The organism is Brevibacterium picturae (assembly GCF_900105045.1).
Lineage (GTDB): Bacteria > Actinomycetota > Actinomycetes > Actinomycetales > Brevibacteriaceae > Brevibacterium > Brevibacterium picturae.
On the sequence record NZ_LT629739.1, the window covers coordinates 2,675,197 to 2,688,799 of the forward strand.

Annotated in this window: 11 protein-coding genes; 7 read left to right on the top strand and 4 right to left on the bottom strand. The window is 63.7% G+C overall.

Features of this window, described 5'->3' with window-relative positions; all coding sequences use genetic code 11:
* Window positions 1–85: 85 nt before the first annotated feature.
* From chrA to BLT92_RS12330, 5 genes are all read left to right on the top strand, one after another.
* On the top strand, window positions 86–1,384 hold the full coding sequence (gene chrA, locus BLT92_RS12310; protein ID WP_092105975.1) for a chromate efflux transporter: 1,299 nt from the start codon (window positions 86–88) through the stop codon (window positions 1,382–1,384).
* Window positions 1,385–1,552: 168 nt separating this feature from the next.
* Window positions 1,553–3,031 carry an outer membrane protein assembly factor BamB family protein gene (locus BLT92_RS12315; RefSeq protein WP_092105976.1) on the top strand — a complete coding sequence of 493 codons (1,479 nt, stop codon included), beginning with the start codon at window positions 1,553–1,555 and terminating at the stop codon, window positions 3,029–3,031.
* A gap of 436 nt (window positions 3,032–3,467) precedes the next feature.
* Entirely contained in the window at window positions 3,468–5,243 is a 1,776-nt protein-coding gene (locus BLT92_RS12320) for a serine hydrolase domain-containing protein (RefSeq protein ID WP_092105977.1), read from the top strand.
* 153 nt (window positions 5,244–5,396) lie between these two features.
* A complete protein-coding gene (locus tag BLT92_RS12325) occupies window positions 5,397–5,738 on the top strand; it encodes a carboxymuconolactone decarboxylase family protein (protein WP_092105978.1) in 342 nt (113 codons plus the stop codon).
* Between the two features lie 131 nt (window positions 5,739–5,869).
* Window positions 5,870–6,907 carry a GlxA family transcriptional regulator gene (locus BLT92_RS12330; protein WP_092105979.1) on the top strand — a complete coding sequence of 346 codons (1,038 nt, stop codon included), beginning with the start codon at window positions 5,870–5,872 and terminating at the stop codon, window positions 6,905–6,907.
* Window positions 6,908–7,057: 150 nt separating this feature from the next.
* Here the strand turns inward: BLT92_RS12330 and BLT92_RS12335 are convergent, their stop codons facing one another.
* Window positions 7,058–7,843 carry an SDR family NAD(P)-dependent oxidoreductase gene (locus tag BLT92_RS12335; RefSeq protein WP_092105980.1) on the bottom strand — a complete coding sequence of 262 codons (786 nt, stop codon included), beginning with the start codon at window positions 7,841–7,843 and terminating at the stop codon, window positions 7,058–7,060.
* Between the two features lie 110 nt (window positions 7,844–7,953).
* Between BLT92_RS12335 and BLT92_RS12340 the strand changes: the two genes are divergently transcribed.
* Both BLT92_RS12340 and gap read left to right on the top strand, forming a co-directional pair.
* Window positions 7,954–8,463, top strand: a complete 510-nt coding sequence (locus BLT92_RS12340) for a MarR family winged helix-turn-helix transcriptional regulator (RefSeq protein ID WP_092105981.1) — start codon at window positions 7,954–7,956, stop codon at window positions 8,461–8,463.
* Between the two features lie 170 nt (window positions 8,464–8,633).
* Complete coding sequence (gap, locus tag BLT92_RS12345) at window positions 8,634–9,629, top strand: type I glyceraldehyde-3-phosphate dehydrogenase (RefSeq protein ID WP_092105982.1); 996 nt, start codon at window positions 8,634–8,636, stop codon at window positions 9,627–9,629.
* Window positions 9,630–9,746: 117 nt separating this feature from the next.
* On the opposite strand, the gene BLT92_RS12350 is transcribed toward gap, so the two are convergent.
* From BLT92_RS12350 to BLT92_RS12360, 3 genes are all read right to left on the bottom strand, one after another.
* Entirely contained in the window at window positions 9,747–10,061 is a 315-nt protein-coding gene (locus BLT92_RS12350) for a transcriptional regulator (RefSeq protein WP_092105983.1), read from the bottom strand.
* A 39-nt stretch (window positions 10,062–10,100) separates the two neighbouring features.
* Entirely contained in the window at window positions 10,101–12,086 is a 1,986-nt protein-coding gene (locus BLT92_RS12355) for a bifunctional sugar phosphate isomerase/epimerase/4-hydroxyphenylpyruvate dioxygenase family protein (protein ID WP_092109246.1), read from the bottom strand.
* A gap of 66 nt (window positions 12,087–12,152) precedes the next feature.
* Window positions 12,153–13,475 carry an MFS transporter gene (locus BLT92_RS12360; RefSeq protein WP_092105984.1) on the bottom strand — a complete coding sequence of 441 codons (1,323 nt, stop codon included), beginning with the start codon at window positions 13,473–13,475 and terminating at the stop codon, window positions 12,153–12,155.
* Between the last annotated feature and the right edge of the window lie 128 nt (window positions 13,476–13,603).

Genomic DNA, 13,603 nt, shown 5'->3' on the forward strand with positions numbered 1-13,603 from the left:
ATTGAGTGAGAATTGTCCTGAAGTTCATCGACGTTCTCTGCCGTAATGGCGGTTCGGATGAGTCGTAGGCACCAGAATGGTGAGAATGAGCGAAACGATGGCGGATGTGCGGGCCGGACGCAGGCATCCCGGCACGATCATGGAGGTGTTCTGGGCGTTCCTGCGTCTCGGCGTGACCTCGTTCGGCGGCCCGGTCGCGCATCTCGGGTTCTTCCGGGAAACCTTCGTCGGGCGTCGGAAATGGCTGAATGACGGGGCGTACGCGGATCTGGTGGCGCTGTGCCAGTTCCTACCCGGCCCTGCCTCCAGCCAGGTGGGCATGGCGATCGGTCTGCAGAGGGCGGGCATCGGCGGGCTGTTGGCGGCGTGGTTCGCCTTCACCATGCCCTCGGCCATCGTGTTGGTCGTCTTCGCGTTCGGTATCGCCACTCTCAGCGATGGCGCGGACATGGGGTGGCTGTATGGGCTGAAGGCCGCAGCGGTCGCCGTGGTCGCTCAGGCGGTGCTCGGAATGGCGAAGAATCTCACCCCGGATGCCAAACGCGCCACCATCGCTGGGGCGGCGATGATCATCATCCTGCTCATCCCGAGCCCACTCGTACAGGTGGCGGCGATCGTCGTGGGCGGTGTCGTCGGACTCGTCTGGCTGCGCCGAGAAGCGGCGCAAGACGAAGCTGCTCGAGACAAAGCTGCTCAAGACAGCGCGTCGAAGAGCCCGGACGCGGATGAGCAGTCCGACAGGGACGGTGCGCGACCAGACTTCGGGGTGCGCACCTCCCGGAAAGTCGGCGTCATTGCGCTGACGACCTTCCTCCTGCTGTTGATGGCACTGCCGATTCTGACTGTAGCGACCAGTGATCCGAGTCTGCGCCTGATCGACGTGTTCTACCGTGCCGGCGCGCTCGTCTTTGGTGGGGGGCATGTCGTGCTTCCGCTGCTTGAGACGGAGACCGTCGCGACCGGTCTTGTGGGCCACGATTCCTTCCTCGCCGGGTACGGCGCCGCACAGGCGGTGCCCGGGCCACTCTTCACCTTCGCCGCGTTCCTCGGGGCTTCCACAACATCGGGCCCGACCGGTCTGATCGGCGCCGGTATAGCTTTGCTTGCAATCTTCCTGCCGGCTGCGCTTCTGGTCATCGCGGCCCTGCCCTTCTGGGAGCGACTGCGTCGCGCACAGACTGTGCGACGTGCGCTGCTGGGAGTGAACGCGGCCGTGGTGGGCATACTCGCAGCCGCTCTCTATGACCCGGTATTCACCCAGGGCATCACCTCGCCTGCCACTCTGGCCCTGGCCGTGGGAGTCTTCATCGCCCAGGTGAAATGGAAACTGCCGGCATGGGCGGCCGTCATTGCTGCAGGACTGATCGGATTCGCGTTCCTCTGAGTGACAGCGGTGAGCGCTCACCGAAACACACATGGAGCGCCGCCGCCCCTATGCATGCACAGGAGTTTCGACACGGCGGCGTTGTATCGAGGTGGGGATCACACGAGTCTCGTGCCAGGAACCGTGCGCCGAGACATAAGATCAAGACATGACCTGGAAAAACGACCGATGAAGTGGACATCAGCCTTCGCAGTGGCGACGGCGCTGCTGGTTCTCAGTGGGTGCACGTCTGCGCCTTCGCAGGAGGCTGCGACACCGTCACCGGAGACAACTCCCACCCTCGCTGATCCGATCGACCTCGACTACCACGCAACCCTGATCGTCGACGACGGAGCGGGCCACGCACTGGTCTCTGACTGGTCTGCGGAAAAGCTGCGTGCGATCGACTCTGCAGGTGACGAGCTGTGGAGCATCGATGCCCAGATCAATGACGATCCGAGTGGAGGAGCCCAGGCATACTCCGCAGGAGAGAATGTGATCATCGACGACTATTCGGGTGAAGTGGTCGCCTATTCCTGGGCCGATGGTAGCGAAGCGTGGTCATTTGAAATCCCCGACGTGGCGAACGCCTGTCACCCGGCCAAGGGATTCAGCTCACAGACGACGGGAACCAGCCCCATCCTCGGCGACGGTGACCTGATCATCCTCGCGTACGAAGGAATGCTCGAAGAAGGTGGCTGTGAGCCGACCTCGGAGGACGGAAACGCATTTGTCTTTGCTCTCGACCCCGCAACAGGCGAAGAGGCATGGCCATCTCTGTCGACGGGACCTGAGGGGAAGACCTTCGGAGGCACCCCGATCCATGTGTCACCGGATCGTCAGTACGGCATCGTGTCCTGGCAGGACGGAGACGAATCGGTGATCACCCGGGTCGCGCTGGACACTGGACGACATACGACAGTCCCCATCACCTCGGCGCGCTCCATCGACGACACCGGAGTCGACCACTTCGACGTGTACCCGACCTCCGATCCGAAGTCACTGCTCTACGTCTATGGTTCGGAAGACCCGGACAATCCGTACAGCTCAATGGTGACGAGAGCTGCACAGCTGACACTTCCCAGCGGACTTCCTGACTCCGATTCGCCAACTCTTGACAGCATGGGCGAACCAGAGGATCTGACCATGAAAGACACCTTCGACGCGGTCTGCGCTACAGATCTGGCCTTCAGCCCGAACGGTGAGCCCGCATGTGTCCAACCCCAGCTGTTCGCCTCGGCGGTCAAATACCAAGGCTCGGATGGATCTCTGCAGGGGTGGTACGCGGATGCCCCCGAAATGGCGTTGGAATCGATCGGCGCATACGGGACACCTCAATTCTCTCCGGTCGACACCGAAGACGGAACACTTCTGATCGTGCCGGGGATCGAATCGGGCATCATGGCATTGAACGCGGCGACGGGAAAGACCGTCTGGGAGGCGGGCGACGCTGGGAGCGATATGCCCTGGGGCGGTCAAGGAGTTCTGCCGGAACTCGGCCTCGTCATTGTCACCGACAACAAGAAGACGAGTTTCTACGAATCAGCAACGGGCAAGCTCGTCGACGACTTCCGCGCAAGTGAGTATGCGCGGCTGAGCTCCGGGAAGCGTGTTGCACTTGTGGCGGACGAAGAGTCGACGACGATGTGGTCAGTGGTCGATTCCTGACGACAGGGGAGGGGTCTCGAATTCTCCTCATTGAGAATGTTCGTTCGTACTCAGAGTAGAGGCCGGGCGCCGGGAGGGCCATAGAATAGGCTCGGACCTCGCTCGGCGTCTCGCTATGAACTCTGAATGCCGGCCGAAACACTCATGGAGCGTCGAAGCATACCCGTGTGCACCGGAGTCTCGACACGACACCCGTGTGTCGACGTGACCAGAGTGCGATCAGCACAGAACTCACCGAGCTGGCCAGACTGTAAGTTGAATAACTGATTAGTAATCAACTTCAATGACGCACCTGGTGATAAGCCTGTCATCGCCTGAGATGCGGCTCGGTTTGTGCCTTCCATCCTGAACTCAACTGTGCTGGTTCTCCTCCTGCAGGTAGGCTCTTCCATGCAGATCGGCAGACCTTGCAGATCACGACCGGTGGAGGCGAACTATGGCAGATGGTGACAAGACCCTGCCCGGCTCCGTCGACGAACCACGTATCCGCCGCTTCGGCGCACTGTCGGGAAACACCAAGGGCATCAGACCACAAGGTGAGCAGACCGGCGACGCCACTAGTCCAGCCGACTCAGCAGAATCCCCAGTGGACCCAGCCGACTCAGCCGAACTCCCAGTGGAAGCACCGCCGCTGCCACGTGCAGGCGACCTCACCTCGGCGAGCGAAGATGCCATCGTCGATCCCTCCGAGGCGATCCTTGAGCGCATCGATCTTGACTCCTGGAAGTGGCCGAAGTATTTCGCCTTCGCACTGACCCGCATGGAGGAGATCTTCCCGACCGGCGGCATTCCGCGTGGGATCGGCCCGGTCCGAGAGCTTGTGACCGAAGAGAACGATTTCCGCCCCCTGACCATCGACCGCGAGAAATGGTCCGGCGCGGACGAGAACTGGTCGACAGTCGGCGACGTGCTGGTCAACACCTTCACCGATGCCTGGCTGGTCTCCCGCGACGGTGTCGCTCTGGCAGAAGAATATGCCTGGCCGATGAAGCCGGCCCGCCAGCACATGCTGTTCTCGATCTCCAAATCCGTCGTCTCCTCCGTCATCGGTGCGCTCACCGACGCCGGCCACCTCTCGCCGGAGGACCTGGTGATCACGCGCGTGCCTGCGCTGGCCAAGAGCGGCTACGCCGGGGCAACGATCCGCGACCTCCTCGACATGCGATCGGGCATCAAGTTCTCGGAGGAGTACCTGAAGAAGGGGTCCGAGATCCGTGCCCTGTTCGAAGCGGTCGATTTCGCGCCACGGACAGCCACCTCGGCGAACGGGATCAAGAACTTCCTCATGGGTCTGACCAGCGAGCGCGAACACGGGGGACCGTTCGTCTACCGCAGCTGCGAGACCGACGTCCTGGCCTGGATCTGCGAATCGGTTATCGGTCAGCCGTTCTCGGTCATCGCCAGCGAATACGTGTGGTCGAAGATCGGTGCCGCCCACGCGGCGCAGGTCTGCCAGGACAGGTGGGGCGGGTCCATCGCCGACGGCGCCATCAGCACCACTCTGCGCGACCTGACCCGGTTCGGTGAGATGATCGCTCGCGGAGGCACGACCGCCGAAGGTGAGCGTGTCCTGTCGGGCAAATGGGTCGACGACATCTTCACCGGAGGCGCCGACTCCGCCCAGGTCTTCGCCGATTCCCCGTCGGGACGGTCCTACCCCGGCGGCATGTACCGCAGCCAGTTCTGGGTGCCCTCGGCAAGCCGCGACGTGGTCATCGGCATCGGCATCCACGGCCAGATGCTCTACATCGACCGCGCGACCCAGACCGTGGGCGTCAAGCTCTCCAGTGATCCGCAGCCGGTCAGCCTGGCGCACCAGCACGGCACCCTGGCCATGTTCGAGGCCATCGCCGAGGCGGTTCCCCCGAAGCCCGAACCCGGAACTGTTCCCCCGGCGGCGTCCACAGCAAAGCCGGCGGCTGTTGTCCGCAGCGCAGCGCCCGTCGGAGGCGGATCGGCTGCCGACGCGCCGGACTCTGCCGCGACTGTTCCCGCTGCTTCGAGTTCAGCTGTCCCCAGCCCCGCCGCTTCGAGCCTGGCCGCTCCTAGCCCGGCCGCTTCGGGCCCAGCCGCCCCCCGCGCGGTTGCTCCGAGCCCGGTCGCTCCGAGTGCTGCGGCATCCGGCACCGTCATTCCGAACGTTGCCGTGCCTGCCGGTGCAGCACCGAGCATTGCTCCTCGCCCCTTCCCGGCTCAACCCGGCATCTACTGACGATCGCGCGTGCGTGCGTGAGGATCACCGACGCCATTGATGCCGTCGCTGATGCTGGCCTCCGTCACTGTGTGACGAAAACTGATGCAATCCCGAGTCCCGGGCAGTAGCGTGGCAGTTCGGAACGATTTCGATCCCAGGAGGTAGCGCATCATGACTGATTTCTTCGATCGCGAAGGCGACGGAAAGTACGACAAGGCCTATAAGGAGACCACTCCGGACATCCTCAAGGCCTTCGGCGATTTCAACAATGCCGTCTTCGCCGAGGATGGGCGCGAGATTCCGCTGAAGTACCGTGAGCTCATCGCCTATGCCGTCGGACTGACGACCCAGTGCGCCTACTGCATCGATGCGCACTCGAACGCCGCGGTCAAGGCCGGCGCCAGCGAGACCGAGCTGGCAGAGACCGCATGGACCGCCTCGGCGATCCGGGCCGGTGGCGCATTCGCCCACGGTCGACTCGGCTTCAAGCTCACCGGAGCCCACGACCACTGAGTCGGACCACTACTGATCGGGGCTCCCTGGTCGGACAGGGGGTCTCGGTCGGTCTGCGGAGGTTCGGACCCAGTGCTGATCTGTCGCAGTGCTGGTCTGAGCGGGTTGAGTGCCTAGACTGAAGGGCAATTATGACTGACGACTCCCGAACTCCTCTGCGCAGAACACCCCGTTCGCAGCCGCACCGAATTCTCGTGCTGGCTCTGGGCGGGGTGTCTGCCATCGATCTCGGGGTCCCGGTCCAGGTCTTCGGGCGTGGATCCAATGCGGTCAGCCCTCGCGATGTTGTCCACCCGAGCGGCATCCTCCCTGGCGGAACCTGGCCCTACACGGTCGAGGTCTGCGGGTCCGTTCCCGGGCTGGTCGCCGGGGCCGATGGGCTCTCCTACAGTGTCGATGTCGGACTCGAGGCACTGGAGTCGGCAGATACGATCGTCATCCCCGGAGCTGCCTCGGTCGTCGACGACGAACCAGCGGCGGCCGTCGTCGGAGCCCTGCTCTCCGCCTTCGAGCGCGGTGCCCGGATCGCCGCGATCTCGACCGGCACATTCGTCCTCGCGCGCACCGGTCTGCTCGCCGGACGGCGAGCCACGACCCATTGGTCGACGGCGAAGGAACTGGCCCGACGCTATCCCTCGATCAACGTCGACGAAAACGTCCTGTTCATCGATGAGGGGTCGCTGCTGACCTCGGCGGGAGCAGCCTCGGCGATCGATCTCTGTCTCCACCTCATCCGCCGCGACCACGGCGTGGGACTGTCCAACCAGGTCGCGCGCCGACTGGTCGCGGCCGCCTACCGCAGCGCGGGGCAGGCCCAGTACGTTCCACGCAGCGTCCCCGACCCTTTGGGTGAGGTCTTCGCCGACACGAGGGAATGGGCACTGCAGCACCTCGGCGAATCACTGACGCTGACGGACCTGGCGGCCAACGCTGGAGTCTCGGTACGCACATTCTCACGACGCTTCGTCGATGACACCGGCTACACACCGATGCAGTGGGTGCTCAGGGCACGCGTGGACCTGGCCAGAGAGCTCCTGGAGAACAGCGACCTGGGGATCGAGCAGATCGCTGACCAGGTGGGGCTCGGTACCGGAGCGAACCTGCGGATGCATTTCCAGCGCATCCTCTCGACCTCTCCCAACGAATACCGGCACACCTTCTCCGGCTGATTCCAGGCAGGATCCGGCACGGACACCACGTGCGCCGGTGATTGCTCACTCGGTGGTGGCTCACGCGGTGACGGCTTACACAGTGATGGCTCACACGCCGCCGGCTCACACGCCGCCGGCTCACACGCCGCCGGCTCACACGCCGCCGGCTCACACGGTGGTGGGCAGAACCCCGCCATCGGCACGAAGTGCAGCACCATTGGTCGCCGAGGACTTCGCACTTGCAAGGTAGATGACGAGATTCGCTACCTCGTCTGGTTCGATGAAACGTTGGATGAGCGAGGAGTCACGCACGAGCGAGGACTTCAGCGTTGCGGGTGAAATCGACTGCGCGGAGGCGATCTGCTCGACTGTGTCCGCCACACCGGTGGAATACGTCGGACCGCCCAGCACGGTGTTGACGGTGACGTCGGTGCCCGGGGTGAGTTTCGCAAGACCGTTGCTCAGTGCGAGCGCAGCCGCCTTGGTCGCGCCGTAGTGAATCATGTCGCTGGGCACGTCGACGGCGGATTCGGTGCCGATGAAGATGATCCGTCCCCACCCCTGCTTGAGCATCGGATCAAGAAGATGACGAGACAGGCGGACTCCGCTCATCACGTTGACCTCGAAGTACCGCAGCCACTCTGCATCCGGGATCTCCGCAAACGACGCCACCTCGAAGAGCCCCAGATTGTTGACCAGCACATCAACGGAACCGAGTGCCTCGAGGAGTACCTCAACCTGGCCAGGGTCAGCGAAGTCGGCGGCGATCCCCGAGACATCGCTGCCGGGCACCAAGGAGCGAAGCTTCTCAAGCGCTTCAGACACGCGTTGATCATCGCGACCATTGATCACCACGGAGGCTCCCTCTGCGGCCAAGCCGGCGGCTGTCGCGAATCCGATGCCCTGGGTGGAACCGCTGATGAACACTCTCTTGCCTGTGAGCTCTGTATCCATGGTGCATGTGTCCTTTCGAGCCGCCGTCTCCAGCAGAAGTTACTTTCCTGAGTAAGCCAATCCTAGGGCCATTCACTTTCCTGGACAAGTGAAATGCTAGGCTGGCGGCCATGAGCGATGACGAATCCGCCGAGGCCTTCAATCCAGATGAGCTCGAGACATGGTCGGCAGTGGCGACGCTTCTGGAATGGCTCCCCGCGGCGCTCGATGCGCAGCTGCAGAGCGATTCGGGGATCAGCCACTTCGAATTCGGGATCCTCTTCGCCCTCTCGGAGGCTGAAGAGCGCTCGCTTCGCATGAGTGAGCTCGCCGGCTACGCCAACAGCACGCTCTCACGCCTGTCACGCGCAGTCGCCAGGCTTGAGCGGAAACTGTGGGTGCGTCGAGCTCTGGACCCAAGCGATGGGCGCATTACGATTGCGACCCTGACCGACGAGGGGCAGGCGGCGGTGCGGGCGGCAGCACCCGGGCATGTCGGTCTTGTGCGCAGGCTCGTCTTCGAATCGCTGACTCGCACTCAGGCCCGTCAGCTGCATGACAGCAGCCGACGGATCACCGCCGCCATCCGCGCTGAAGGCGATTGGCGTCCCGGCGAATCGGGTGTTGCCGGACGCGACTGATCGGTGTCCGAACGGCTGGTTGATTTCGGTGTGGCCAGATACTTACGGCATCTGGCAATACGTCTGGCGAGAATCTTGCGTAGAATGTCTCTCTGGCCACTGTTGCCTGCTGCCCGAACACGAGACTATGGAGATGTACCCACAAGCAGAACCTCTGACAAGGAGTGACTTTGACTCGCATCGCCATTAACGGTTTCGGTCGCATCGGACGCAGCACCCTGCGCGCTCTGATCGAACGCGGTAGTGATCTCGAGGTCGTCGCCATCAATGACCTCGGCCCCATCGAGGATCTGGCCCGACTGCTCAAGTTCGACACCACCCTCGGTCGCTTCGCATACCCCGTCGAGATCTCCGATGATGAGATCATCATCGACGGAAAGCCGATCAAGATCCTGGCTGAGAAGCATCCCGAAAACCTCCCCTGGGGTGAAATGGACGTCGACGTCGTCCTCGAATCCACGGGACGCTTCACCAAGGCCGACAAAGCAGGGGCACACGTCACTGCCGGTGCGAAGAAGGTCCTCGTCAGCGCGCCGTCCAAGGGTGCTGACGTCACACTGGCCTACGGCGTGAACACCGAGGCCTACAAGCCCGAACACACCATCATCTCCAACGCCTCATGCACCACGAATGCTCTGGCGCCGCTGGCCAAGGTCCTCGACGACCTGGCCGGTATCGAACAGGGCTTCATGACCACGGTCCACGCCTATACCGGCGACCAGATGGTCCAGGACGGACCGCACAAGGATCCTCGTCGTGCCCGAGCCGCAGCGGAGAACATCATCCCGACATCGACAGGGGCTGCCAAGGCTATCGGCCTGGTGCTTCCGCAGCTCGACGGCAAGCTCAGCGGCGATGCCTTGCGCGTGCCCGTGCCGGTCGGCTCCATCGTCGAGATCAACACCATCGTGTCCCGTGAGGTCACCCGCGACGAGGTGCTTGAGGCCTACCGCACGGCTGCCGACGGAGAGCTCAAGGGCATCCTCGAGTACGAGACCGAACCAATCGTCTCCAGCGACATCGTCGGCCAGGCCGCGTCCTCGATCTTCGACTCCGCGCTGACTCGCGTCGAGGGCAAGATGGTCAAGGTCGTCGCCTGGTACGACAACGAATGGGGCTTCTCCAACCGTGTCGTCGACAACCTGGAGCTCATCGCCCAGGGCTGACCAGCGCCGACGTCCGGCACCTGATCGCGAGGATCCGCCGGGTCAGCTCACGGACGAAAAACGGCCTCGACCATGTACATCACATGGTCGAGGCCGTTGCCGTGTTCGCAGGTGATCTCAGACGTCGTCGTCGGCGGCTCGTCCGCCTTCGTCCTCCCAGCGCTCGATGGCGCGGACCTTGGCTCGGTTGAACTTCAGGCGCACACCGTAGCCGCCGTGCGACTCATCGCGGACGAACCAGGCTCCGAACTCCTCGAGCGCTTCGTGGACACGATGCTCCTGCTGCTCGGTGAGGTCCTCGAGTCCCTTTTCGAAGTTCTTGAGTTCGGACTTCTTCACATTCGCCATTGATGCCACATCCTTTGCGGAGACGCGAACCAGGGCGCGGGCCGCACGAGCCAATGGCCCGTCGAAGATCTGTTCATTGCTCATGGTCTTACCCTGCCAGAAGAACCCGGAACCTGCCAGAAGTCACCCCTGCTGCCCCGACATCTGTGCATTCTGCGCCGACAGCTGTGCGTTCTTCCGATGCTGAGCAGCCAGCCGGACGGGAGCGTCGGGTGCACCGAATCCGCGGTAGTCACCTCGGCGTTCGATCATCTCGAAGAAGACCGAGCCGATCGTTGAGGTGTAGAAGTGCAGGAACTGGCCGTGTTCGTCCCGATCGTAGAGGATGTGGTTCTCCTGCAGCTGCTGCAGGAATTCCGGGGCGAGATCGAACCGGGAATCGAGGTCCTCGTAGTAGTTCTGCGGCACGGGCAGGAAGTCCAGCCCGCGCGAGAGCGCTGTGGCGGCGGCATGGAAGATGTCCTCGCAGGCCACGGCCACGTGCTCCGGGTAGGCCTCGACCACTGAGCCGATGCCGCGACCCGCGACGGCCTCGGCATGCGGCTGGGGTGAGACGTTGAGCGGCATGCGAACCGATCCGTCTGTGCTCGACATGACCTGCGATCTGACCAGCCCCGATGGGCTTGGCACGTCCTGTGAGGGCTCGGCATGCAGCGCCAGCAGGGAGGTGTAGAACAGGACGGCCTCGTCGTAGTGGTTCGAGGGCTGAGCCAGGTTCACATGGTCGATGTGGGAGACCTGCTCGTCGTGGTCGTGTCCGAATTCCTGGATCCAGGCCGGCGTCGCCTTCTCGAACTGGTGGAAGAACACCTCGGAACCGTCGGGGGCGAACACGCCGCGCAGCACCTCGTCGTTGTGCGCCTGATCGCGGGGAACTTCGTCCGCGTGCAGCAGCGCGGCGCGTTCCATGGCCGATCGTGAGTCGGTGACTTCGAATCCGATTCCACGCAGGAACGTACCGTTCACCGGCGCCGAGGTGGTGCCGGCCTCGTCCGCGCTAGTCGAGCTCGTGCCGCCCGCGTCCGCGCCCGTGCCGACACCGTCGGTCACCTCGCTGACGATGATGCGGGCCTCGCCCCGCAGCCACAGCTGCACATGGGGTTTGCTGCGGTGGAAACCGATGAACTGGAATCCGAGCTGGTGCATCTGGCGAGTCAGGGCGCCGAGGTCATCGGTGCTCAGCTCGACGTAGTTGATGCCCCGCGGCTCCTCCACCTCGGGCAGAGGCTGCAGATCGAGTGCGGTGCTCGGACCCGCAGGCTCAGCGGCGCTGGCAGAGCCGGTCGGGGCCGCGATCGTGTCGGCGATGCTCGCCTCCAGCCAGCGCAGTGAGCGCAGACCGTCGACTGCTGTCCGGTTGGTGTCGCCCTGTCGGAATGAGTCGTTGAAGACTTCGAGTGAGACCGGCCCCGCATAGCCCGTGGCGGCGATCCTGGTCAGGAAGTCGCTGAGGTCCCAGGCCCCTTCGCCGGGGAAGACCCGGTGGTGGCGGGACCAGCTGAGGACATCCATGGTCAGGGCAGGTGCGTCGGCCAGCTGAAGGAAGAAGATCTTCTCGCCCGGGATCTCCGCGATGCGGCTCAGGTCCGTATTGCGCGAGAGGATGTGGAAACTGTCGAGGCAGGTGCCGATCCGGGGGTGGTCGGCGGCCTTGACCAGGTCCCAGGCGTGGTCGTATTCGGAGACGAACCGCCCCCAAGCCAGCGCCTCATAGGCGATGTTCACGCCGTAGGAGTCAGCAAGATCGCCGAGGCGGCGCAGCTGCTCGACGACCACGCCGTCATCGGTCATGGTTGCCGTGCCCACGTTCGAGCACAGCAGTATGGTGTCGATCCCGAGTCGGGCCATGAGCCGGAACTTCGTCTCCGCGCGCGTCAGGTTCTTCTGAAACTGTGCCTTGTCGACGCCTTCGAGGTCTCTGAAAGGCTGGTACAGATCGAGGCTGATGCCCAGCTCGCGGGCCAAGTCGGCGATGGCCTCAGGTGAGTCGGGGGAGACGACGAGATCCTGTTCGAAGATCTCGACCCCGTCGTAGCCGGCTCGCGCTGCGGCACGGAGCTTCTCCTCCAGGGTTCCTGACAGGCACACTGTTGCTATCGAGGTGTGCATCGACATCCTTCCTTCTGCTGGGTCTTCTTCATCGTCATAGGCAGTTCATCGTCACGGGCACGGTCTTCAGCGTGACCGTGCCTCGTGGACCGTGTCGATCTCTTCGAGGCTCAGCCCCTTGGTCTCCTTCGCCGTCATCGCGGCCAGTGCGGTGAAGACGCAGACTCCGGCGGTGAAGCCGGCGACCGAGACCCAATTCTCGCCCGAGGCTCCGGCGACGGCAGAGGCCAGGACCGGTGCGAGTCCGCCGGAGACGGCGAAGCCGATCTGGGTGCCCAGGGCCAACCCGGTGACGCGAACGGAGGTTGGGAACATCTCCGCGTAGAACGAGGGCCAGATCGAGTTGGCCATCGAGTAGGCGCAGCCGGACATGATGGCGCCGCAGATGAAGATCAGGGTCCAGTTTCCGCTCGAGACCGCAGCCAAGTAGGGGAACATCATCAGTCCGGCACCCAGGGCACCGGCGATGAAGACGGGTTTGCGGCCGAGGCGGTCCGAGAGGATCGCGGCTGCGGGAATTGCGAGCAGGGCGATGGCATTGGCGATGACGGACACCAGCAGCATCGTTGATCGCTCGAGGCCGACGATCGAGGTGGCGAACGACAGCGACCAGACGGTGAAGACCATGTTCACGGTGTTGACCATGGCGCAGGCCGCCACCCGCAGGACCGCTGCCTTGTGCCAGCGGAAGACCGCCTGCAGCGGAGGATGCGCATTGCGGGCCTCCTTGAAGGCCGGCGGCTCGTCCAGGCCGCGGCGAATCAGCCAGGCGGTGAGCACCACGAGGGCCGAGAGCCAGAACGGTACCCTCCAGCCCCAGCTGAACAGCGCCTCTTCTGGAAGGAAGGCGGTGAAGGGGATGAAGACTGCGGTGGCCAGCAGGGTGCCGGCCTGAGTGCCGTGCAGCGTCCAGCTCGTCGTCCAGGCGCGTTTGGTCTCTGCGGAGTGCTCGAGGGAGACGCTGATCGCGCTCGCCTGCTCACCTGCGGCAGACAGCCCCTGGATCAGTCGGCACAGCACCAGAAGCGCCGGTGCGAGGTATCCGACCTGGTCAAAGGTGGGCAGACAGCCGACGACGAAGGTCGAGAACCCCATCAGGAACAGGGTGAGCATGAGGACGAACTTCCGCCCGAACCGGTCACCCAGAGGCCCCATGATCAGGGCACCCAACGGGCGAACCACGTAGGCGACGCCGACGGTGCCCATGGCCAAGAGGATCGCCATGCCCGGAGCGGTTGTGTCCGGGAAGAACAGGACATTGAGCACCAGGGCTGCGGCGGTTCCGTAGACCGCGAAGTCGTAGTACTCGAGAGCCGAACCCGTCCAGCTCGACAGCGCCGCCCGCAGTGGAGTCTTGGCGGGACGAGCGTCTTCGGTCGCGTTGATCATGCTTCCTCGCATCTCTGTATTGCCATAATATGGAAGTCGTTGTTACAGTGTGGTTTACAGTGTGATCGAGATGACATAGTCTGTCAACGTTCAGTTCACCTCGACGAGCCAGATTCGGTTCGCTTCGA

What these genes read in the sequence shown, in the direction of transcription:
- chrA (WP_092105975.1), top strand. Translation starts at nt 86, where the DNA reads ATGAGCGAAACGATGGCGGATGTGCGGGCCGGACGCAGGCATCCCGGC.
- BLT92_RS12315 (WP_092105976.1), top strand. Translation starts at nt 1,553, where the DNA reads ATGAAGTGGACATCAGCCTTCGCAGTGGCGACGGCGCTGCTGGTTCTC.
- BLT92_RS12320 (WP_092105977.1), top strand. Translation starts at nt 3,468, where the DNA reads ATGGCAGATGGTGACAAGACCCTGCCCGGCTCCGTCGACGAACCACGT.
- BLT92_RS12325 (WP_092105978.1), top strand. Translation starts at nt 5,397, where the DNA reads ATGACTGATTTCTTCGATCGCGAAGGCGACGGAAAGTACGACAAGGCC.
- BLT92_RS12330 (WP_092105979.1), top strand. Translation starts at nt 5,870, where the DNA reads ATGACTGACGACTCCCGAACTCCTCTGCGCAGAACACCCCGTTCGCAG.
- BLT92_RS12335 (WP_092105980.1), bottom strand. Translation starts at nt 7,843, where the DNA reads ATGGATACAGAGCTCACAGGCAAGAGAGTGTTCATCAGCGGTTCCACC.
- BLT92_RS12340 (WP_092105981.1), top strand. Translation starts at nt 7,954, where the DNA reads ATGAGCGATGACGAATCCGCCGAGGCCTTCAATCCAGATGAGCTCGAG.
- BLT92_RS12350 (WP_092105983.1), bottom strand. Translation starts at nt 10,061, where the DNA reads ATGAGCAATGAACAGATCTTCGACGGGCCATTGGCTCGTGCGGCCCGC.
- BLT92_RS12355 (WP_092109246.1), bottom strand. Translation starts at nt 12,086, where the DNA reads ATGCACACCTCGATAGCAACAGTGTGCCTGTCAGGAACCCTGGAGGAG.
- BLT92_RS12360 (WP_092105984.1), bottom strand. Translation starts at nt 13,475, where the DNA reads ATGATCAACGCGACCGAAGACGCTCGTCCCGCCAAGACTCCACTGCGG.